This is a genomic window from Microbacterium sp. MDV22-iso44, assembly GCF_058629135.1.
In genome coordinates this window covers 296,881-318,686 of record NZ_JBZVWS010000002.1, presented here as the reverse complement: position 1 = coordinate 318,686, position 21,806 = coordinate 296,881, and the positions used below count along the sequence as shown (strand labels likewise).

16 protein-coding genes are annotated in these 21,806 nt (G+C 69.8%); 10 read left to right on the top strand and 6 right to left on the bottom strand.

Annotated elements, in window-relative coordinates; genetic code table 11:
• Nucleotides 1-29: 29 nt before the first annotated feature.
• On the top strand, nucleotides 30-1,829 hold the full coding sequence (locus AC4NN1_RS08240) for a DEAD/DEAH box helicase (RefSeq protein WP_020098110.1): 1,800 nt from the start codon (nucleotides 30-32) through the stop codon (nucleotides 1,827-1,829).
• Nucleotides 1,830-2,185: 356 nt separating this feature from the next.
• Here the strand turns inward: AC4NN1_RS08240 and AC4NN1_RS08235 are convergent, their stop codons facing one another.
• Together AC4NN1_RS08235 and AC4NN1_RS08230 are read right to left on the bottom strand one after the other, a co-directional pair.
• The gene (locus AC4NN1_RS08235; protein WP_491955001.1) at nucleotides 2,186-3,997 is read right to left on the bottom strand and encodes a glycoside hydrolase family 2 protein; all 1,812 of its coding nucleotides are present in this window, start codon (nucleotides 3,995-3,997) and stop codon (nucleotides 2,186-2,188) included.
• A gap of 48 nt (nucleotides 3,998-4,045) precedes the next feature.
• Nucleotides 4,046-5,017, bottom strand: coding sequence for a LacI family DNA-binding transcriptional regulator (locus AC4NN1_RS08230; protein ID WP_491955000.1), 972 nt, complete (start codon nucleotides 5,015-5,017; stop codon nucleotides 4,046-4,048).
• Between the two features lie 217 nt (nucleotides 5,018-5,234).
• Between AC4NN1_RS08230 and AC4NN1_RS08225 the strand changes: the two genes are divergently transcribed.
• Genes AC4NN1_RS08225 through AC4NN1_RS08210 form a run of 4 tightly spaced genes read left to right on the top strand, consistent with a single transcriptional unit; the run spans nucleotide 5,235 to nucleotide 9,361 of the window.
• Nucleotides 5,235-6,536, top strand: a complete 1,302-nt coding sequence (locus AC4NN1_RS08225; protein WP_311859128.1) for an ABC transporter substrate-binding protein — start codon at nucleotides 5,235-5,237, stop codon at nucleotides 6,534-6,536.
• The gene (locus tag AC4NN1_RS08220; RefSeq protein WP_018186941.1) at nucleotides 6,526-7,506 is read left to right on the top strand and encodes a carbohydrate ABC transporter permease; all 981 of its coding nucleotides are present in this window, start codon (nucleotides 6,526-6,528) and stop codon (nucleotides 7,504-7,506) included. Before AC4NN1_RS08225 ends, AC4NN1_RS08220 begins: the two co-directional genes overlap by 11 nt.
• On the top strand, nucleotides 7,503-8,387 hold the full coding sequence (locus tag AC4NN1_RS08215; RefSeq protein WP_018186942.1) for a carbohydrate ABC transporter permease: 885 nt from the start codon (nucleotides 7,503-7,505) through the stop codon (nucleotides 8,385-8,387). Before AC4NN1_RS08220 ends, AC4NN1_RS08215 begins: the two co-directional genes overlap by 4 nt.
• A gap of 47 nt (nucleotides 8,388-8,434) precedes the next feature.
• The gene (locus AC4NN1_RS08210) at nucleotides 8,435-9,361 is read left to right on the top strand and encodes a glycoside hydrolase family 43 protein (RefSeq protein ID WP_231370957.1); all 927 of its coding nucleotides are present in this window, start codon (nucleotides 8,435-8,437) and stop codon (nucleotides 9,359-9,361) included.
• 19 nt (nucleotides 9,362-9,380) lie between these two features.
• On the opposite strand, the gene aceB is transcribed toward AC4NN1_RS08210, so the two are convergent.
• Both aceB and aceA read right to left on the bottom strand, forming a co-directional pair.
• Nucleotides 9,381-11,006: a malate synthase A gene (aceB, locus tag AC4NN1_RS08205; protein WP_491954999.1), complete on the bottom strand. Its 1,626-nt coding sequence runs from the start codon at nucleotides 11,004-11,006 to the stop codon at nucleotides 9,381-9,383.
• Between the two features lie 43 nt (nucleotides 11,007-11,049).
• Nucleotides 11,050-12,366: an isocitrate lyase gene (gene aceA / locus AC4NN1_RS08200; RefSeq protein ID WP_491954998.1), complete on the bottom strand. Its 1,317-nt coding sequence runs from the start codon at nucleotides 12,364-12,366 to the stop codon at nucleotides 11,050-11,052.
• Between the two features lie 123 nt (nucleotides 12,367-12,489).
• Between aceA and AC4NN1_RS08195 the strand changes: the two genes are divergently transcribed.
• On the top strand, nucleotides 12,490-13,962 hold the full coding sequence (locus AC4NN1_RS08195; RefSeq protein WP_311859136.1) for a helix-turn-helix domain-containing protein: 1,473 nt from the start codon (nucleotides 12,490-12,492) through the stop codon (nucleotides 13,960-13,962).
• Nucleotides 13,963-14,056: 94 nt separating this feature from the next.
• Here AC4NN1_RS08195 and AC4NN1_RS08190 read toward each other — a convergent pair whose 3' ends face one another.
• Together AC4NN1_RS08190 and AC4NN1_RS08185 are read right to left on the bottom strand one after the other, a co-directional pair.
• Nucleotides 14,057-14,881, bottom strand: a complete 825-nt coding sequence (locus tag AC4NN1_RS08190) for an endonuclease domain-containing protein (protein WP_491954997.1) — start codon at nucleotides 14,879-14,881, stop codon at nucleotides 14,057-14,059.
• A 215-nt stretch (nucleotides 14,882-15,096) separates the two neighbouring features.
• Nucleotides 15,097-16,629, bottom strand: coding sequence for a PucR family transcriptional regulator (locus AC4NN1_RS08185; protein WP_491955210.1), 1,533 nt, complete (start codon nucleotides 16,627-16,629; stop codon nucleotides 15,097-15,099).
• Nucleotides 16,630-16,723: 94 nt separating this feature from the next.
• Between AC4NN1_RS08185 and gabT the strand changes: the two genes are divergently transcribed.
• The 4 genes from gabT to AC4NN1_RS08165 are packed head-to-tail and all read left to right on the top strand — an operon-like array spanning nucleotide 16,724 to nucleotide 21,798.
• On the top strand, nucleotides 16,724-18,082 hold the full coding sequence (gene gabT, locus AC4NN1_RS08180) for a 4-aminobutyrate--2-oxoglutarate transaminase (RefSeq protein ID WP_491954996.1): 1,359 nt from the start codon (nucleotides 16,724-16,726) through the stop codon (nucleotides 18,080-18,082).
• A gap of 2 nt (nucleotides 18,083-18,084) precedes the next feature.
• Entirely contained in the window at nucleotides 18,085-19,566 is a 1,482-nt protein-coding gene (locus tag AC4NN1_RS08175) for an amino acid permease (protein WP_491954995.1), read from the top strand.
• A complete protein-coding gene (locus AC4NN1_RS08170; protein WP_491954994.1) occupies nucleotides 19,559-20,917 on the top strand; it encodes a flavin monoamine oxidase family protein in 1,359 nt (452 codons plus the stop codon). Before AC4NN1_RS08175 ends, AC4NN1_RS08170 begins: the two co-directional genes overlap by 8 nt.
• Nucleotides 20,914-21,798: a universal stress protein gene (locus AC4NN1_RS08165; RefSeq protein WP_018186952.1), complete on the top strand. Its 885-nt coding sequence runs from the start codon at nucleotides 20,914-20,916 to the stop codon at nucleotides 21,796-21,798. Before AC4NN1_RS08170 ends, AC4NN1_RS08165 begins: the two co-directional genes overlap by 4 nt.
• Nucleotides 21,799-21,806: the final 8 nt, after the last annotated feature.

Genomic DNA, 21,806 nt, shown 5'->3' with positions numbered 1-21,806 from the left:
TTCTCAGCCCACTCCACTACGGTGGATAGGTGAGTGACCCCCAGACCCCGACCGAATCCGCTGAAACCCCCGCCCTCCCCGGCTTCGATGAACTCGGTTTGACCGGTCCCGTCCTCGCCGCCATCAAGGACCTCGGCTACGAGACGCCCTCCGCGATCCAGGCCGCGACCATCCCCGTCCTCCTCGGCGGCCGCGACGTCGTCGGCATGGCGCAGACCGGTACCGGCAAGACCGCCGCATTCGCCCTTCCCATCATGGAGAACCTGGATCTGACCCAGAAGACTCCGCAGGCGCTCGTTCTCGCCCCCACCCGCGAGCTCGCGCTCCAGGTGTGCGAGGCGTTCGAGTCCTACGCCGCCCGCATGAAGGGCGTCCACGTCCTCCCCGTCTACGGCGGGCAGGGCTACGGCGTGCAGCTGTCGGCCCTCCGCCGCGGCGTGCACATCGTCGTCGGCACCCCCGGCCGCATCATGGACCACCTCGAGAAGGGCACCCTCGACCTCTCGCAGCTCAAGAACCTCGTCCTCGACGAGGCCGACGAGATGCTGAAGATGGGGTTCGCCGAGGACGTCGAGCAGATCCTGGCGAAGACGCCCGCCGAGAAGCAGGTCGCCCTGTTCTCCGCGACGATGCCGCCGTCGATCCGCCGTCTCGCGCAGCAGTACCTTCGCGACCCGGAGGAGATCACGGTCAAGACCAAGACCTCCACCAACACGAACATCACGCAGCGCTACCTGATCGTGTCGTACCAGCAGAAGGTCGACGCGCTCACCCGGATCCTCGAGGTCGAGGACTTCGACGGGATGATCATCTTCGTCCGCACGAAGAACGAGACCGAGACCCTGGCTGAGAAGCTCCGCGCCCGCGGATTCAGCGCCGCACCCATCAACGGCGACATCCCGCAGCCGCAGCGTGAGCGGTCGATCTCGCAGCTCAAGGACGGCAAGCTCGACATCCTCGTCGCGACCGACGTCGCCGCTCGTGGTCTCGACGTGGAGCGCATCAGCCACGTCGTGAACTTCGACATCCCGACCGACACCGAGTCGTACGTGCACCGTATCGGCCGCACCGGCCGTGCCGGCCGCAAGGGCGACGCGATCAGCTTCGTGACGCCCCGCGAGCGCTACCTGCTCGCGCACATCGAGCGCGCGACGCGTCAGGCGCCCACGCAGATGCACCTGCCGACCACCGAGGACATCAACTCGACGCGACTCGCCCGCTTCGACGACGCGATCACCGCCGCGCTCGCCGAGACCGACCGCATCACCGGGTTCCGCGACGTGATCGCGCACTACGTGCGCAACCACGACGTGCCCGAGCAGGATGTCGCCGCCGCCCTCGCCGTCGTGGCACAGGGCGAGACGCCACTGCTGCTCGACCCCGCATCCGACCAGCTCGCGAAGACGCTGGCCGCCGACGCCGACCGTGGCAACCGCAGCAAGGACCGTCCGGCGCGCGAGCGTTCCGACGCTCCGCGCGAGCGTCGCGGCAAGGGCGACTTCACGACGTACCGCATCGCGGTCGGCCGTCGTCACCGTGTCGAGCCGCGTCAGATCGTCGGCGCGCTCGCGAACGAGGGCGGCCTCGGCCGTGACGACTTCGGCGCGATCACGATCCGGCCCGACTTCTCGCTCGTCGAGCTGCCGACGTCGATGGACTCGTCGGTCCTCGACCGTCTGAGCGGCACCCGCATCTCGGGCCAGCTCATCGAGATCCGCCCGGACCGCGGCCGTCCCGGTGGCGAGCGCCCGCAGCGCTCGTTCGACGACCGGCCGAAGCGTTCGTACGACGACCGCCCGGAGCGCAAGCCCCGCCACGGCCGCGACTGACGGCATCCGCCGACCGGGCGGCGTGCCGCGGCATCCGCTCGTTCGGCGATGCCCCGGCTCGCCGTTTCGCGGGCTGGACCGGTGACGTTCGTCGTCGTTCGCGGATGCAATGGATCGCGGGCGACGCGCCGTGCGCGGGCCGGATGCCGCGGCGTGTCGGGCCGAAACTATTGCATCCGCTGACGGTTCCAGGTCAGGCCTGGCCGGGCCCACGGGTACCCACTGACGAGCGGATGCCTCCGGCCGCCGTTCGCGGACGCAATGGATCGCGGGCGACACGCCGTGCACGGGCCGGATCCCGCGGCGGGTCGTGCCGAAACTATTGCATCCGCTGACGGCGCACCGGGCGCCGCGCCTCAGCCGGCGTGGCTCCCGATGATCGCCGCGCGGATGCGGTCGATCGGGATCTTCGGCGTGCGGTCGTCGGTGACGAGGCCGTTCGTCTCCTGCAGGGTGTCGGCGAGCTGGGTGTAGCAGAAGCCCGCGAGTGCCTCGCTCGCATGGACGGCTGCCATGAGCCCCTCGAAGCGTTCCGCGAAGCCGTCGGGCGAGGTCGCGGAGGAGTAGCCCCAGGCACCCTCGGCCGCGGCGGTGTCGAACGAGATGCCGCCGAACTCGGTGAGCATGACGGGCGCATCCGACACGTCGCCGCCGAGGACCAGGTCGCGACCCGCCGGTCCGGTCGCGTCGATGAGGCGACGGATGCCGGCATCCGTCGCATACCGCTCCCGCACGACCTCGGGCCGCCACTCGTAGTCGTGGATCGCGACGATGTCGGTGTCGACCTGCTCCCAGCCGTCGTTCGACACGACGGGTCGGGTCGGGTCGAGGGCCTTCGTGAGCGACACGAGAGCCCGGGCGAAGTGCTGCATCCGCGGATCCGTCGCGATGTGCTGCACGCCCCAGCTCTCGTTGAGCGGCACCCACGTGACGATCGACGGGTGGGATGCGTCGCGGCGAACGACCTCGAGCCACTCGCGCGTCGTGCGCTCGATGGCGGTCTGCGTGAACGTGTAGGTGCCGGGCGCCTCGCCCCAGACGAGCAGACCCAGTTGGTCGGCCGCGAGAAGAAAGCGCGGATCCTCGAACTTCTGGTGCACCCGCGTCGCGTTGAAGCCCATCGACAGGATGAGCTCCGCCTCCTCTCGCAGGGCAGCCGCCGACGGCGCGGCGAGGTGCGACTCGGGCCAGTACCCCTGGTTGAGCACGGAGCGCACATAGTAGGGACGGTCGTTCAGCCAGAACCGTCCGCGCGCGACATGAGCGGTGCGGATGCCGAGGTACGAGGCGACGACGTCGTCACCGACCCGCACCTCGGCGTCGATGAGGCGCGGATGCTCGGGAGACCACAGCAGCTCCTCGTAGGCCTGGCCGTTGCGGAGCTCGGCGATGGGCAGGACGACGGTCGCCTCGTTCTCGGTGACGACGGCGCGGACCGTCGCGAGCGTACGTCCGGCGAACGAGAGGGAGATCGCGGCATCCGTCCCTGACCGAGGTCGAGCGGATAGTTCGAGGTCGACCGTGACGATCCCGGCGCGCGGGTCCGTCGTCCATCGGAGCCCGGTGACGTGGAGGGGTGGCACGCTCTCGAGCCACACCGGCTGCCAGATCCCGGTCGTCCGGTGGTACCAGATGACGTGGGGATCCTCGCGCCAGTCCTGCTTTCCGCGGGGCTGAGCGATGTCGAGCGGGTCGTCCTCGACGCGGACGACCACACGGGACCCCGAGCGTGCAGCGCGGGTCACATCGAGGACGAACGGCGTGTGACCTCCCTCGTGCGAACCGACGAGTGATCCGTCGACCCAGACGTCGCAGCGGTAGTCGACGGCTCCGAAGTGCAGGAGGAGGCGCCGGCCCGACTCGTGACCGGCGGCCCGCAGGTCGGCGTCGGTGAGGTCGCGGGAGTACCAGACGATCGGGTGCATCCCGGTGTCCCCGACGCCCGACGCGGACGACTCGGGCGGGAACGGGACGACGATGTCCCGTTGGGCGACCCCGGATGCCGGCCACCCAGAGGCGACGCCCTCGTCGGCGTCGTCGTGGGCGAAGGCCCACGAGCCGCTCAGGTCTGCCCATGTCGACCGGACGAGCTGGGGCCGGGGGTAGGTGCCGTCTTGCGTGCTGGCACGCACGGCGCCGTGGTCGTCATCGATCATGGCGTCCAGCATGCCTCATGCTGTGCAGCGCTGTAAACCTGGAAGGTTCGATGGGCCTGTTCAGGGTGCAGGGATCGACGGCGCGCTCTCGCGGATGGCGATCCGATGGGGGGCGATCTCATGCCGCCCTGCGCCGTCATACCCCGCGACCCGCTCTAGGAGAAGCTCCATGGCACGGGTGAACAGTGCATCGACGTCGGGACTGACGCTCGTCAGGCTCGGGAACGTGACGGCGCTGAGGCGTGTGTCGTCCCACCCGGTGACCGCCACGTCCTCCGGCACGCGGATCCCGCGCTCGTGCAAGGCTCGAAGGGTGCCCATCGCGGCGAGGTCGTCGCGGCACACGACCGCGTCGACATCCCACCCCTCGCTCAGTGCCTGACGCACCGCGGCCGCCGTGTCGGCGGCATCTATGGACGCTGTGGCCACGAGCATCCGCGGGTCGGCCCGGACGCCCGCCCCCGTCAGGGCTTCCTGGTATCCGATGATGCGCTGGCGGGACGTCTCGCTGAGGGACGTCGTCTCGTGGCCGACGAAGCCGATCCGTCGTCTGCCTGAATCCAGCAGGTGTGTCGTGATCTCGCGCGCTGCGGCCACGTTGTCGATCATGACGTGGTCCATCGTCAGGGGCGCAGGCATCTCGCCGAGGAGCACGATGGGGATCTGCGAACGATGCTGGGCGATCTCGGAGGGGGTCATCTTCGACGGCTGGAAGAGCATGCCGTCGACGAGGCCCGCCTCGGAGCTCGCGATGAGGGCGCGCTCGCCCTCGATCGTGTCGTCGGTCTCTTCGAGGAGCACGCGGTAGTCGAAATCCCGAGCCCGTCGCGACGCCACGTGCGCGAGTTCGGCGAAATAGGGGATCGCGACATCGGCGAAGGCGACGGCGACGAAACCCGTTCGCCCGGTGGCCAAGCGTCGGGCGACGACGTTGGGCCGGTAGCCGAGTTCGTCGATCGCTCGCTGAACTCGCTCGCGCATCGCGGCCGAGACGTGTGGGTGGTTGCGGACGACGTTGGAAACGGTCTTCATCGACACGCCCGCCCGTTCTGCGACGTCCTGTAGGCGCGGTCCTCGCATGGAGATTCCCTTCAACGGCTCGCGGGCCACAGTACAGCGCTCGCCCGGTTCGCTCCGGCAGGCGGTGGCCGAGCCCGTTGACACCAAATTTCTAGCGCTGTAAGTTCGACGACACTCACACAGCGCGCCCGAGCTTCCGGGCGGGGAGTACTCAAAGGAGAGCAATCACATGACTACGCGACTTTCGCGGGGCCTCGGTCTCGGCGTCGCCACGGCGCTCGCCGTCACACTCAGCGCCTGCGGGGCATCGAACTCCAGCGAGGGCGGGGTGTCGGGCGAGGACTACGACGGTCCCGCCGTCGAAGTCACCTTCTGGCACGGCTGGACGGGCGGCGCCGCGCCGACCATCGTCCCCAAGCTGATCGACAAGTTCAACGCCGAGCACGACAACATCAAGGTCAAGAACGTCCCCCAGGAATGGGCGGACATCAACTCCAAGATGCCGCTCGCGGTGAAGGCGGGCAAGGGGCCCGATGTCGCCGTCCTCCACGGCGACGACCTGGCGACGTACGCCGCGCAGAACCTGCTGCAGCCCGCCGACGAGATCATCGAGGGGCTCGGTTACAGCGAGGGCGACTTCCCGCCCGACGTGTTCGGGATGGGGGACTTCCGCGACGCGCAGTACGCCGTGCCGTGGAGCGTCACGCCGCTCGGGATGTTCGCGAACAAGGACGTCATGAAGAAGGCCGACCTCACCGAGGTGCCGACGGACCGTCAGGGCTACCTCGACGCGCTCGAGAAGCTGAAGGCGGCCGGCGTCCAGGGCGAGTGGGTCGACGGCTACGTCTTCACGGGGACGTTCGAGTTCCAGAGCCTGCTCTGGCAGTTCGGCGGCGATCTGTACAACGACGACGTGACCGAGGCGACCTTCAACTCGGATGCCGGGGTCAAGGCGCTCACCTGGATGACCGACCTCGTCGACAAGGGCTACAGCCCGAAGAACGTCGCGCAGGACGGCAACATCAAGGCGCTCCTCGCCGGCGACACCGCCTTCAACTGGAACGGCGTGTGGCAGACCACCAACACCGCCTTCGGCGACCTCGATTGGGCAGCCGCCCCGGTGCCGCAGATCGGCGACGAGAAGGCCGTCTGGTCGAGCTCGACGCACTGGGTTTTCCCCGCGAACAAGGGACAGAGCGCTGACGAGACCTCGGCCGCCGCGACCTTCGTGAAGTGGATGAACGACAACTCGGCCGGCTGGGCGGAGACGGGCGAGCTCCCCGCGGCCAACACGGTCCGCGAGGACCCGGCCATCCTCGAGAAGTACCCCAACCTCGAGCCGTTCATGGAACAGCTCGATTACGCCCACTATGAGACCGTGTCGCCCGGCATCAACGAGGCCAACGCGCTCATCACCACCGCGATCAATGAGGCGCTGACCGGCAAGAAGACGCCGCAGGCTGCGCTCGACGATGCGAAGGCGAAGGCGGACGCGATCATCGAACAGAACCAGCAGAAGTATGGCGAGTGACCTCGCCGCCACGACGGCCGTCCCGGCCGACCGCATCGTCGGTCGGCCGGGCGGTCGTGGCCGTCGTCCGGCCGCACGCCGTCGGCGCACCCTCATCGCTTACCTGTTCCTCGCACCGTTCCTGGCGTTGTTCGTCACGTTCGTCATCGTGCCGGCCGTGTTCGGCGTGTGGATCAGCCTCACCAACTGGTCCCCGTTCCGCGACAGTCAGGACTTCATCGGCCTGAAGAACTACCTCGACCTCTTCACCGCGGGCTCGACCACGTCGGCGGACTTCTGGAACTCGATGCGGGCGACGGGGCTGTTCGTCGTCCTGAGCGTCCCGTTCCTCGTGGTCGTGCCGCTGTTCATCGCCGTCCTCCTGAACCGCAAGCTGCGGGGAGCCACCTTCTTCCGAACCGTTTTCTTCGCGCCGTACGTGCTCGGTGTCGCGATCGTCGGCGTGATCTGGAGCTACGTCTTCGACACGCAGTCCGGCATCCTGAACCACCTGCTTGGGCTGTTCGGCCTGCCGAGCGACACTCCGTGGGTGGTCGACACGCCCTGGGTGTGGGTCTCGCTGGTCGGTGTCACCGTCTGGTGGACCGCGGGGCTCAACACCGTCATCTTCCTGGCCGGTCTCAAGGGCATCAACACCGACCTCTATGAGGCCGCGGCGCTTGACGGCGCGGGAGCCGCCCGCACGTTCTTCAGCGTGACGCTGCCCGGACTGCGCCCAGTCATGATCTTCATCACGACGACGACGATCCTCGCCTCGGCGAACATGTTCGGACAGTCGTTCCTGTTGACGAACGGTGGTCCCGGCAACGAGACCCGCACCGCGATCATGTACATCGCCGACCAGGGCCTGTCCCAGAACAACATGGCGCCGGCCTCGGCGATGAGCTACGTGCTCTTCGCCTTCCTGGCGATCATCAGCGTCGTCAACTTCCGCCTGCAGCGCGAGCGCAGCGAGAAAGCCGCCTCATGACCGACACCGCCGTCCGTCCCGCCACGACGAAGCCGTCGCGCCCCGTGCGCCGCCGATCCCCCCGTCGAGCGGGGGACCTCACCGCATACGCCGTTCTCGGCGCCCTGGCGCTCGTCGTGATCTTCCCGCTCATCTGGATGCTGCTCACCTCGGTGAAGACCGACGCGGATGCCGTCCGCAACCCGTACGCCCTTCCTTCCCCGCCCTCGCTCGAGGCCTACCAGACGCTCCTGCTCAGCGGTCAGCAGCCGATCTTCCTCTGGCTGTGGAACAGCTTCGCCGCGGCGACGCTGCAGACCGTACTCATCCTGGTCACCGCGTCGATGGCCGCCTACGCCCTGGCCCGGCTCGATTTCGCAGGCCGGAACATCGTCTTCGGTCTCATCATCGCGACCTTGCTCGTGCCGCCGGTCGTCTTCCTGATCCCGAACTACCTGCTGGTCGAAAACTTCGGGTGGCTCGATTCGATCCTCGCGATCACGGTGCCGGGGGCGGCGAGCGCTTTCGGGGTCTTCTTCCTCCGCCAGTTCTTCCTCGGCATCCCTCCCGAGATCGAGGAGGCGGCCCGCATCGACGGTGCGGGGGACTTCCGAATCTTCTTCCAGGTCGCGCTCCCTCTCGCGCGGCCGGCTCTCGCGACCCTGGCCGTTCTCTCCTTCCTCGGCAACTGGAACGATTTCCTGTGGCCCGTGTACGTCCTGCTCTCGCCCGAGAACATGACGCTCCAGCCCGGACTCGCCATGCTTCAGGGCGCGTTCCGAACCCACTTCGGCATCGTCATGGCCGGCGCCGCGATCGCCTCGATTCCGGTCCTCATCCTCTTTGCTTTCGCACAGCGGCAGATCGTCGATTCGGTGGCCGGAGCGGCGGTGAAGGGATGAGACGCGCCCTAGAGCTGGCAGCGTTCACAATCGTGGGGGTGCTGGCGATGAGCGGTTGCGGCGCCGCGTCGCAGTCCGCGCCGGCGCCCTCCGCGGACTCGGCATCCGGAACGGGTTTCGTGCTCGACGAGGATTTCCCCGATCCCGACGTGGTGTCGACCGATTCCGGGTACGCCGCGTTCGCCACCGGGAGCCACGGATTGAACATCCGCGTCGCAACGTCGGCCGACCTCGAGAGCTGGACGGTCGAACGGCGCGATGCGCTGCCGACGCTGCCGGCGTGGGCGTCACCCGGGCGGACCTGGGCGCCCGAGGTGACGGCTCTCGGTGAGGAGTACGTCATGTACGTCACCGCAGAGCACGCTGCGTCGGGTCGGCAGTGCATCGGCGTCGCCGTCGCGCCGTCGCTCGACGAGCCCTTCGTCCCGGCATCCGACGAGCCGCTCGTGTGTCCCGTTGAGGAGGGCGGCGCGATCGACGCCGCCACCTTCGACGACCCGGACGGCACCCGCTACCTGCTGTGGAAAACGGACGGAAACTGCTGCGCCCTCGACACACGGCTCATGATGGCCCCGTTGGCGGCCGACGGGCTGTCGCTGGCCGCCGCGCCCGTCGCCCTCCTCGCGCAGGACCAGCCGTGGGAGGGGGCTCTCGTCGAAGCACCCACCCTGGTCGCCCGCGACGGGGGCTACGCCCTTCTCTACTCGGCGAATGACTACGGCGGCGACTCGTACGCCGTCGGTGCGGCCTGGTCGGACGAGCTCGAGGGCCCGTATCGGAAGCAGCCCGAGCCGATCCTGACGACCTCCGGCAGCGACGGAGCCTTCCGTGGTCCTGGAGGCCAGGACGTCGTGTCGACCGCCGACGGTGATGTGCTCGTCTTCCACGGCTGGGACGAGCAGTACATCTATCGCGGCCTGCACGTCGCGCCCATCCGCATCGCGTCCGGCGGGGTGGCCGTCGACCTCGGCTGACGGTCACCCCGACGGCGGGTCACTCCACGAGGAATCGCGCGTAGGCGCCGAGGGTGAGGAACGCCGGGAAGTCCTCGTCGAGCGCGACCTCGCGGAACACCTGTGCGGCGTCGTCGAACCGGTCGCCGTCGTGGCGGATCGCCTCGTCGAGCACCTGTGCGACGAGGTCCTCGACGTAGTCGCGCGTGATGCGCGTGCCGTCCTCGGTGGACAGGTCCTGGTGGATCCAGTGCCAGATCTGCGAACGGCTGATCTCGGCGGTCGCCGCATCCTCCATCAGTCCGTCGATCGCGACCGCCCCGAGGCCCCGCAGCCACGCCTCGATGTACCGGATCGCGACCGATACGTTGCCGTGGACACCGGCTGCGGTGATCGGCAACCCGATGTGGCAGTCGATGAGCTGTGCGGGCGACACGTGGACCTCGTCCCGTCGGCGATCGACCTGATTCGGGCGGTCGCCGAGGACGGCGTCGAACTCGGTCTGCGCCACCGGGATGAGGTCGGGGTGCGCCACCCAGGTGCCGTCGAACCCGTCGCCCGCCTCGCGCTTCTTGTCGGCGGCGACCTTCTCGAACGCGGTGCGGGTCGCCTCGGGGTCGCGCCGATTCGGGATGAAGGCACTCATGCCGCCGATCGCGAAGGCGCCCCGCTTGTGGCAGGTCTGGACGAGCAGTTCGGTGTAAGCCCGCATGAACGGCACGGTCATGGTCACCTGGCTGCGGTCCGGCAGGACGAAGCGCGCACCGCGGCCGCGGTAGTTCTTGATCATCGAGAAGATGTAGTCCCAGCGGCCGGCGTTCAGTCCCGCCGCGTGGTCGCGGAGCTCGAAGAGGATCTCCTCCATCTCGAACGCGGCGGGCAGCGTCTCGATCAGCACCGTCGCCCGGATCGTGCCGTGGGCGATCCCGAGGAACCGCTCGCTGAAGGTGAAGACGTCGTCCCACAGCTTCGCCTCCTCGGCCGACTCGATCTTCGGCAGATAGAAGTAGGGGCCGCGGCCGTCGGCGATCAGGCGTTCGGCGTTGTGGAAGACGTAGAGGCCGAAGTCGACGAGTGAACCGGATGCCGCGAGCGTCCGGCCCGAGCGGTCGGTGACGTCGATGTGCTTCTCGGGCAGGTGCCACCCGCGCGGACGCATGACGATCGTCGGCGTCCGTTCCGCGGTGACCTCGTAGATCTTCCCTTCGGGGCTCGTGAAGCGCAGCTCGCCGCGGATCGCGTCGCGGAGCGTCAGCTGCCCCTCGATCACGTTCTTCCAGGTGGGGCTCGTGGCGTCCTCCTGGTCGGCGAGCCACACGCGGGCACCCGAGTTCAGCGCGTTGATCGTCATCTTCGGGTCGGTGGGGCCGGTGATCTCGACGCGGCGGTCCTCGAGGCCGGGGCCGGCTCCGGCGACCTGCCAGTCCGGGTCGTCCCGGATGTGCGCGGTGTCGGAGCGGAAGGTCGGATCCTGACCGTTGCCGATCTCGAAACGGCGCCGCATCCGGTCGGCGAGACGGTCGTGGCGGCGTCCGCCGAACCGCTCGTGAAGCTGCGCGACGAAGTCGAGGGCGCCGGGCATGAGGATCTCCTCGTACCGCTCGCGCAGCGGTCCGCGGACGGTCAGGGCGGTCGTCGTGGGGGGAGGGGTGTCGATGAGGGTCATGTCGTACTCCTGAAGAAAGGGGATGCCGGGGCATCCGGTCGTGTCAGTGGAATTGCGCCGTCTCGGTCGATCCGACCAGGGCGAGGGTGGCGCTGTCGGGGTTGAGCGCCGTGGAGACGAGGTCGAAGTAGCCGGTTCCGGCTTCCCGCTGGTGCTTGGTGGCGGTGTAGCCGTGCTTCTCGGCGGCGAACTCCGCCTCCTGCAGGGCCACGTACGCGGTCATGCCGCTTTCCGCATAGCCCTTCGCGAGGTCGAACATCGAATGGTTGAGGGCGTGGAAGCCCGCGAGGGTGATGAACTGGAACGCGTAGCCCAGCTCGCCGAGGTCGCGCTGGAAGGTCGCGATCTGCTCGTCGTCGAGATGGCGTTTCCAGTTGAAGCTCGGCGAGCAGTTGTAGGCCAGCAGCTTGCCCGGGAAGCGCTCGTGGATCCCCGCCGCGAAGGCGCGGGCGAGCTCGATGTCGGGCTCGCCGGTCTCGACCCAGAGCAGGTCGGCGTACGGGGCGAAGGCGAGGCCGCGGCTGATGACGGCGTCGAGTCCGGGGCGCACCCGGTAGAAGCCCTCGGCCGTGCGCTCGCCCGTCGTGAATCCCTGATCGCGCGGGTCGACGTCGCTCGTGAGCAGGTCGGCGGCGAGCGCGTCGGTGCGGGCGATGATGATCGTCGGCACCCCCGCCACGTCGGCGGCGAGCCGGGCCGCGTTCAGCGTGCGGATGTGCTGCTGCGTCGGAACGAGCACCTTGCCACCGAGGTGGCCGCACTTCTTCTCGCTGGCGAGTTGGTCCTCCCAATGGATGCCGGCGGCCCCCGCCTGGATCATCGACAGCGCCAGCTCGTACGCGTTGAGGGGGCCGCCGAATCCGGCCTCGGCGTCGGCGACGATCGGAGCGAGCCAGTCGCGGGTCGCGCCGCCCTCGGCGTGCTCGATCTGGTCCTGCCGCGTCAGGGCATTGTTGATGCGGCGGACCACGGACGGCACCGAGTTGGCGGGGTACAGGCTCTGGTCGGGGTACGTCTGGCCCGCGAGGTTGCCGTCGGCGGCGACCTGCCACCCCGAGAGGTAGATCGCCTTCAGTCCGGCGCGCACCTGCTGGACGGCCTGGCCGCCGGTGTACGCGCCGAGCGCGTTCACGTAGTCCTCGGTGTGCAGCAGGTTCCACAGGTTCTCCGCGCCGCGACGGGCGAGGGTCGCCTCTTCGCGGACCGACCCGCGCAGCCGGATGACGTCCTCGGCGCTGTAGGTGCGTTCGACGCCGTCCCAGCGCGGGTCGGCGTCCCACTCGGCCTGCAGGTCGGCGGCGCTCTGCTTCTGATCTCCGGCGCGCATCGGATGGGCCAGCGGGGTGGTGGGGAAGGTCATGGCGTCCTCCTGAGGGGTCGGGAGCGGGTCGTGACACCACTGTGCGAGAAGAAGGCCGTACTGCGAGACGATTCGGGACGGGAAGATTGCGCGATCTTCTGCTGCCGTGACACACTCCCCGTCATGACGATCGATGAAGATCGGGCGGATGCGGCATCCGCTGATCACGGACCGGACGCGCTGAGCATCGGGCGGCGCGTGCGACAGGTGCGCACGGCGCGCGGGATGACCCTCGACGAGCTGGCGGCCGCCGTCTCGCGAGCGCCGAGCCAGCTGTCGATGATCGAGACCGGCAAGCGCGAGCCGAAGCTCTCACTGCTCCAGGCGATCGCCCGGGCCCTCGGCACGACGATCGACGCGCTCCTGACGGCAGAGCCGCTCGACGAGCGCGCGACCCTCGAGATCTCCCTCGAGCGCGCGATGAAGGGACCGACCTTCCAGGCTCTCGGCATCACGCCCTTCCGTATCGGGAAGTCCGTCCCCGACGGCGTCCTCGAGACGCTGCTGACACTCCACGGCGAGATCGAGCGGCTGAACGACGAGCGCTCCGCGACACCCGAAGAGGCACGTCGGGCGAACGTGGAGCTGCGGCACCTCATGCGCAGGCAGGACAACTACTTCGCCGAACTCGAGGAGCAGGCCGAAGCCATCCTCGCGGCCGTCGACCACCCCGGCGGGCCGCTCACGCAGCGGACCGCGTCCGAGATCGCGGCGCACCTCGGGTACTCGCTGCACTACGTGTCGGACCTGCCGGCATCCACCCGCTCCGTCGCCGACAACCGCACCGGGCGGCTGTACCTCTCGAGCACGATCCCAGGCCGCGGCGACTCGCGGACGCCGGTGCTGCAGGCGCTCGCCGGTCGCATCCTCGGGCAGGCGGAGCCGACCTCGTACGCCGAGTTCCTCCGCCAGCGCGTCGAGACCAATTACCTCGTCGGCGCGCTCATGGTGCCCGAGTCGCACGCGACGGCGTTCCTGCAGGACGCGAAGACGCGCCGCGCGATCTCGATCGAAGACCTGCGCGACGCGTACTCGGTCTCGTACGAGACCGCCGCGCACCGGTTCACCAACCTCGCGACCCGGCATCTCGGCATCCCGGTCCACTTCCTGAAGGTGCACGAATCGGGCACGATCACGAAGGCGTACGAGAACGACGACGTGAACTTCCCCGCCGACCGGTTCGGCTCGATCGAGGGGCAGCTGTGCTGCCGGCGGTGGACGAGCCGGGTCGTCTTCGACATCCCCGACAAGTTCAACCCGTACTACCAGTACACCGACACCGGCAACGGGACGTACTGGTGCACGGCCCGTGTGGAGTCCTCGAGCGACGGCGCTCACTCGGTCAGCGTCGGCGTCCGCTTCGACGACACGAAGTGGTTCATCGGGCGCGAGACGCCGAACCGCGGGGTGTCGCGCCACGGCGTCGAGGTCTGCTGCCGGCGTCCCCCGGTCGAGCTCGAGCGCACGTGGCGCGACCAGGCGTGGCCGAACGTCCGGACGCCCCGCACCCTGCTCGCGACCCTCCCGACCGGAGCCTTCCCCGGGGTCGACACGACCGACCTGTACGAGTTCCTCGAGGCGCACGCGCCGGAGTGAGGTTCGGGTCGCACGGCGGCGATCTGCGCGACGCGCCGCGGTGCGGCATCCGTTCTCCGGCGTGTCGGACCGGATCTCCGCCGTACGGCTCGAGTCAGGAGCGGTGGATGCCGGAGGCCAGGAGCCCGTCGACGGCGGCGCGCACCGTGTCCCCGTCGTGCACGATCATCGCGTAGTCGAAGCGGAGCGTGACGTAGCCCCAGGCTGCGGCATTCGCGTCGCGCAGCAGGTCGCGGTGCCGTGCGCTCTCCGAGGCATGGTGCTCCGCTCCGTCCGCCTCGAGGATCACGCGGTCGCCGAGGAGGAAGTCCACCCGGCCCACGCCGGCGACGTCGACTTGGGCGCGCAGGGAGACCCCGGTGCCCCGCAGGCGCCAACGCCGGAGCGATTCGAGGCCGCTCTCCGAATCGCTTCCGGCGAAGTCCAGCGCCACGCGGGCGCCGTCTCCGCAGGTACGGCGCAGCCACGCCCGACCCGCGGGCGTCAGCATCCCGAGATGCAGCGCGGACTCGACCGCCACGAAGAACTCCTCGACGCCGCGGCACAGCCAGGTCTGCCTCAGGATGCGGGGAACGGATGCCGCGGCGAGACGCCCGGCCGACGGTGCGGCATCCCAGTGGTCGAGGCACCGGCATCCGTCATGGGGAAGGCGGTGACCGTCGGCGCGCATCCAGACGTGGAGGTCCGTACCGGCCTCGAGCGTCCACAGGCCTCGGTGCCGCGCGGCGCTGACGCAGCCGAGGACGCCGCCGTGCCGCGCCGCCTCCCGCACGGGCACGCATGCTCCGCGTGCGGCATACGTGCCGCGGCGCATACGCGTGATCGTTCCAGCCCGCACTGCGGCAGCGATCGCCGCGGGGCTCAGCCCCGATCGCCGGAGTTCCGCCGTCGTCGTCAGCCCCGCCCCGTCCTCGCACACGACGGCACCCTCCCGCAGACCCACCGGCCGTGGCCATTCGTCCGCCGAGGTCGTGGACGGAGCAACCGCCGCCGCGGGGGTGGAGGACTCCCCGGTGCCACGAACGGCGGAGATCCAGCGGGACACGCCGCGCGCCGCCACGGCGAGCCCGGCGCGGCGCGAGATTCTCCGCCGTTCGGTCCCGCACCGCGCCACACGACATGCCCGCCCCGCCCTCACCGCCCGAGGTGCAAGGCCGCCCACAGCTCAGCGCGGGCGGCGAACGACGACAGGTCGACGCCGAGGATGCGCTCGGCGGCGGCGAGGCGCGTGCGGACGGTGTGCCGATGGACCCCGAGCGCGGTCGCGGCGGCGTCGTTCGAGCCGTCGGCGACGACCCAGGCCCGCAGGGTCTCCTCGAGCCGGGCGCCGTGCGAGCGATCGTGTTCGCGGAGCGGGTCGAGGTACGCCGCGGCGACCGTCGTCGCCTGTCCTGCCGACAGGGCTGAGAGGATGCCGCGGGCCTGCACCTCCTCGAACCTCACGATCCCCGGGCCCGAGGCGCGGCCCCGTGCCGCGCGGGCCTGGTCGAGGGCGCGCGCGAATTCGGCGTAGGGTGCCGGCTCCGACAGGCCGAGGCGCACGTCGAACCGTTCCGGGAACTCGTCGAGCACGGGCGCAGCGGATGCCGGGACCACGATCACGACGTCGTCGTCGACGCTGCCGAAGAACAGACCGCCGTGGCGCTCCTCGGCGCGCAGCTCGAGCAGGTCGAGGAGGGCGTCCGTGCGCCGACCGGCGGCATCCGTCACCGCGACCACGACCGGCGCGGGCGGAAGGGCGCCCCACACGTCGCGGGAGATCTGCCGGGCCAGGCCCGGGTCGCCGGTGAGCATCGAGCGCACCATCCCGGACCGTAGCGCCTTGCGGGCGCGCGACAGTCGTTGGTGCTGTTCGAGGGCGAGGCCCGCCATCGCGATGACGGCCGTGACGACGTCTCGGCCGGCGCGGTCGAGCTCGCCCGCCGCGATCGCGAGGACGCCGCGCAGCTCTCCGCCGCGCCCCAGGGTCTGCAGCGTGAACGCGTCGGAGTCGGAGCGCAACGACGAACCGGCGCGCGCTCCGCGTCGCAGCACCGCCCCGACTTCGGCTCGGAGTGCTCCCGCCGCTCCCTCCGAGAGGGCGCCGGCGGGGTGTTCGCGGACGAGCTCGCCGGCCGCGTCGTACATCCCCACCCACGTGTCGAGCTGACGGGCGAGCTCGGCGATCGTCGCGTCGAGTCCGTCGGGCCGGAGCGCCGCGAGGGCGATCGCGCGTTGCGCCGACAGCGCCCAGCTGCGCCGCGCGTACGCCTGGGCGGCGACGGCTTCGGCGTTGGCGCGCGCGACGGCGATGAACGGCGTGCTGTAGGGCACCTCGAACAGCGGCAGGTTCGCACGGCGGCAGGCGACGGCGAGTCCCGGCGGGATGCCGTCGCGCACCACTTCGGTCCCGAACCCGAGTGCGGCGACACCGCGGTCGACGAGTCTCCCCACGTAAGCGTCGAAGGGGTAGCGGATGCCGGTGGGGAACTGCGTCCCGGTCGTCAGGAGCACGAGATCCTCGGCGAGGAACGGGGTCGGATCGTCGAGGTCGGAGCTGTGCACCCACCGCGTCGCCCGGTCGAGGGCGCCCGGCGGCAGATCGGCCTCGGCGCCCGCGAGCCGTAGTCTCAGCTCCCCCCGACCGATGAGGGCGCGCAGGGTGGGATCGGCATCCCGTGCCACCATGTCGGCCTCTCCGGTGTACGACGCGTACAGTCCTGCGCCGAGAATAGACGCAATGGCGAGTGACCGCACGCGCGCACACCTCTACGCTCGCCGCATGAGTACCTCGATCGCTCCCGTCAGCACGCCCCTCGGTGGACCGTCCCTTCCGCAGGAACGCCGCCTCGAGACCGCGATCCCCGGCCCCCGTTCGCAGGAGCTCCTCGCACGCAAGGCCGAGGCCGTCGCCGCGGGCGTCGGTCACACCGTCCCGATCGCGGCCGTCGCCGCCGGCGGAGGCGTCGTCCTCGACGCCGACGGCAACTCGCTCATCGACCTCGGCTCCGGTATCGCCGTCACGACGGTGGGCAACGCCCACCCCAAGGTCGTCGAGGCGATCGCCGCGCAGGCCGCGCAGCTCACTCACACCTGCTTCATGATCTCGCCGTACGAGTCGTACGTCGAGGTCGCCGAGACCCTCAACCGGCTTACCCCCGGAGACCACGCCAAGAAGAGCGCGCTGTTCAACTCCGGCGCCGAGGCGGTCGAGAACGCGGTGAAGATCGCCCGCAAGTTCACCGGCAAGCAGGCCGTCGTCGCGTTCGACCACGCGTACCACGGCCGCACGAACCTCACGATGGCGCTGACCGCGAAGTCGATGCCCTACAAGAGCGGCTTCGGTCCGTTCGCCTCCGAGATCTACCGCGTGCCCGGTTCGTACCCGCTGCGCGACGGGCTGTCCGGGGCGGATGCCGCGGCCCGCGCGATCTCGATGATCGAGAAGCAGGTCGGTGCCGACAACCTGGCCGCCGTCATCATCGAACCCATCCAGGGCGAGGGCGGCTTCGTCGTCCCCGCCGACGGCTTCCTCTCGGCGGTCGTCGACTGGTGCCGCGAGAACGGCGTCGTCTTCATCGCCGACGAGGTGCAGTCCGGGTTCGCCCGCACCGGCGCCATGTTCGCGAGCGAACACTTCGGCATCGTGCCGGACCTGATCACCACGGCCAAGGGCATCGCTGGGGGAATGCCCTTGGCCGCGGTCACCGGACGCGCCGACATCATGGATGCCACGCACACCGGTGGCCTCGGCGGCACCTACGGCGGCAACCCCGTCGCCTGCGCCGCGGCTCTCGCCGCGATGGACGCGTTCGAGAACGACGGCCTCATCGGGCGGGCGCAGGAGATCGAGAAGGTCCTGACGACGCGGCTCCGCGAGCTTGCGGCATCCGATCCCCGCATCGGCGAGGTGCGCGGACTGGGCGCCATGATCGCCGCCGAGTTCGTCGATCCGACCACGGGCGCCCCCGACGCCGCGCTCACCGGGGCGATCGCGAAGGCATGCATCGCGGCGGGCGTCATCGTCCTGACCTGCGGCACCTACGGCAACGTCATCCGGTTCCTGCCGCCGCTGTCCATCTCGGACGAGCTCCTGGCGGAGGGCCTCGACGTCCTCGCAGAGGCGCTGGGGAAGGCCTGAGTATGGCGGGTACGGACAACTGGTCGAATCCCGTCTCGCCCGAGACCTCCGCGGGACTCGGAGCGGTCACCAAAGCGCGCTCGAACAAGCTCCGTTCGCGTCACGTGACGATGATCACCCTGGGCGGGATCATCGGCGCCAGTCTGTTCGTCGGCTCCGGCAACGTCATCCGGACGGTCGGTCCGGCCGCCGTCCTGTCCTACCTCGTCGGCGGCCTCCTGGTGTTCTTCGCCATGCGCATGCTCGGCGAGATGGCGGCATCCCGTCCCGCGATCGGCTCGTTCATGGAGTACGCCCGCGTCGGGCTCGGCGACTGGGCGGCCTACCTCGTGGGGTGGCTCTACTGGTACTTCTGGGTCGGCGTCCTCGCCTATGAGGCGGTCCTCGGGGGCGAGACGATGCAGACCTGGTTCCCCGCCGTGCCGTCGTGGGCGTGGTCCCTCATCCTCATCGCGATCTTCGTCGGCACGAACCTGATCTCCGTCCGCACCTTCGGTGAGGTCGAGTTCTGGCTGGCGAGCATCAAGGTCCTCGCCATCGTCGTGTTCCTCGGCGCCGGCCTCCTGTTCGCGCTCGGACTGTGGCCGAACGCGACCTTCTCGGTACCCAATCTCTGGGAGCACGGCGGGTTCGCCCCCAACGGCATCGGCGTCGCCTTCACGGGCGTCGCGCTCGTGATCTTCTCGTACTTCGGAACCGAGATCGCCGTCATGGCCGCCGCCGAGTCGGTCGATCCGGCCAAGGGCATCCGTCAGGCCACCAGCACGATCATCTGGCGCATCCTGCTCTTCTTCGTCGGCTCGGTCCTCGTCATCGTGGCGGTCGTCCCGTGGGATGAACTGCCCGTGCCGACCGACGTCGCCAACGCGCCGTTCACGATCGCGCTCGCCAAGTTCGGCATCCCCGGCGCCGACGTCATCATGCAGCTGGTGATCTTCACCGCCGTGCTCTCGGTGCTCAACTCCGGCCTGTATTCGGCGTCGCGCATGTTCGCCGCGCTCGCGGACAAGGGCTTCGCGCCGAAGGCCGTGACCACACGGTCCAAGACCGGCGTCCCGGTCGTCGCGCTTCTCGCCTCGACGATCGGCGGGCTCATCGCCACTCTCGTCAACTTCCTCGCCCCCGCCTCGGGCATCTTCGACTTCATCATGAACTCGGCCGGCCTCGTGGCCCTCTTCGTCTACGTCTTCATCGCCCTCACGCAGATGCGACTGCGCCAGAAGATGACGCCTGACGAGCTGGCGAAGCTGAAGCTCAAGGTGTGGTTCCACCCGTGGCTCAACATCCTCCTCATCGCGGCGATCGCCGCCGTGGTCGTCGTGATGCTGACGTCCGAATCGGGACGCTCCCAGGTGTGGACGAGTCTCATCGCCACCGGCGTCCTCCTCGTGTTCTGGCCGCTCGTCCGCCGCAACCTCCGTCGCCGTCCCGACCACGCGTCGAACGAGCGCATCCCCTCCAACGAAGGAGTCGTGAATGACTGAGATCACCCGAGACGTCGTCATCGTGGGCGCCGGCGCCGCCGGCCTCACCGCCGCGCACGAGCTGCGCAAGGCGGGCCTGTCTGTCGCGGTCCTCGAAGCGCGCGAGCGCGTCGGCGGGCGTCTGTGGACCGACGTCATCGACGGCGCCATGCTCGAGCTCGGCGGGCAGTGGGTCTCGCCCGACCAGGACGCGCTCATCGACACGGTCGCCGAGCTGGGTCTCGACACCTTCAGCCGCTACCGCGAAGGAGACAGCGTCTACGTCGGACCCGACGGCACCGTCTCGCGCTTCACGGGGGAGATGTTCCCCGTGAGCCCCGAGACCGAACGGACGATCGACGAGATCACCCGGCGTCTCGACGCGATGGTCGCCGAGATCGACCCCGACCGTCCCTTCGCGCACCCGAAGGCCGCCGAGTGGGACACGATCACGTGGGATGCGTGGCTGCGCCAGCAGACCGACGACGACGAGGCGGTCCGCAACCTCGCGTTCGCGACCGGATCCGCCATGCTCACCAAGCCCACGCACGCGTTCTCGCTGCTGCAGTCGCTGCTCATGGCGGCGAGCGCGGGCAGCTACTCGCACCTCGTCGACGCGGACTTCATCCTCGACAAGCGCGTCGTCGGAGGACTCCAGCAGGTTCCCGTCCTCCTGGCCGAGCGGCTCGGCGACGACGTCTTCCTGAACCGTCCCGTCCGCACCATCGAGTGGTCGGATGCCGGGGTCACGGCGCACGCGGACGGACTGACGGTCCGCGCCCGGAGCGCCGTCCTCGCCGTCGCACCCGTGCTCTACAACCGCATCTCCTTCGTCCCGCCGATGCCGCGCCTGCAGCACCAGATGCACCAGCACATCTCGATGGGCTTCGTCATCAAGGTCCACGCCGTGTACGAGACGCCGTTCTGGCGCGAGAAGGGGCTCTCGGGCACCGCGTTCAGCCCGTACGAGATCTGCCACGAGGCGTACGACAACACGAACCACGACGACCCGCGCGGGACGCTCGTGGGCTTCGTCTCGGACCGGAACGCCGACGACATGTTCCGCCTCAGCGCGGAGGAGCGCAAGGAACGGATCCTCGAGTCGCTGTCGCACTACTACGGTCCCGAGGCGAAGGACCCCGTCGTCTACTACGAGAGCGACTGGGGCACCGAGGAGTGGACCCGCGGCGCGTACGCGGCCAGCTTCGACCTCGGTGGTCTGCACCGCTACGGCGCCGACGTCCGCACCCCGGTAGGCCCGATCCAGTTCGCGTGCAGTGACATCGCCGGTGCCGGCTACCAGCACGTCGACGGCGCGATCCGCATGGGACGCCTGGCCGCGCGGAACGTCCTCGCGGACGGCCGAGTATGAGCAGCCGCATCGTCGTCGGGTACACCGCGACGAAGGCGGGCCGCGATGCGGTGGCCGTCGCGGGCGGGATCGCGGCGGCATCCGGATCCGAACTCGACATCGTCCTCGTCCTGCCGGGGGAGGGGCGGAGCGTCATCACCCCGCCCGACGCCTCGTACGATCGGTACCTGCTCGGTCAGGCGGAGTCCTGGCTCGCAGAGGCCGCCGCGTCGGTGCAGACGGGCGTCGTGCACCGTGAGCACGCGCGCTACGCCGAGTCGTTCGCCGAGGGGCTCGTCGAGGCCGCGGACGAGTTCGGTGCAACGCACCTCGTCGTCGGCGCGGCCGACGGCGGCGCCCGCGGACGACACCGGCTCGGTTCCACGACGAGCCAGCTCCTGCACTCCTCCGACGTGCCGGTCGTCCTCGTGCCGCGCGGTGCCCGCAAGCGGGTGACGGATGCCGGTGTCCCGCGCCTCACCGTCGCCGTCGGCACGCGCGCCGGAGCGGACGTCCTCCTCGAGGAGGCCGTCGCCCTCGCCTCGGCGACCGGTGCCTCGCTGCGGCTCGTCTCGCTCGTGACGGTCGACCTGCCGGCCTCCGTCGACACGGGTGTCATCCGCCTCGCCGGCGCGGCGCACGCCGAGCAGGTCCTCACCGATGTGCTCGCGGCGATCCCGGAAGGCGTCCGCGCCGACATCGTGACCGCCAAGGGCGACAGCATCGAGGACGCCGTCGCGCACCTCGACTGGCTGCCGGGCGAACTGATCCTCGTCGGGTCGAGCCGGCTCGCCCAGCCGCGCCGCCTCTTCCTCGGTTCCGTCGCCGCGAAGCTCCTGAGCGAGATCCCGGTCCCGATGGTCGTCGTCCCCCGTACCCGCACCACCGACCCGTCCCGCTGACCCGAAGG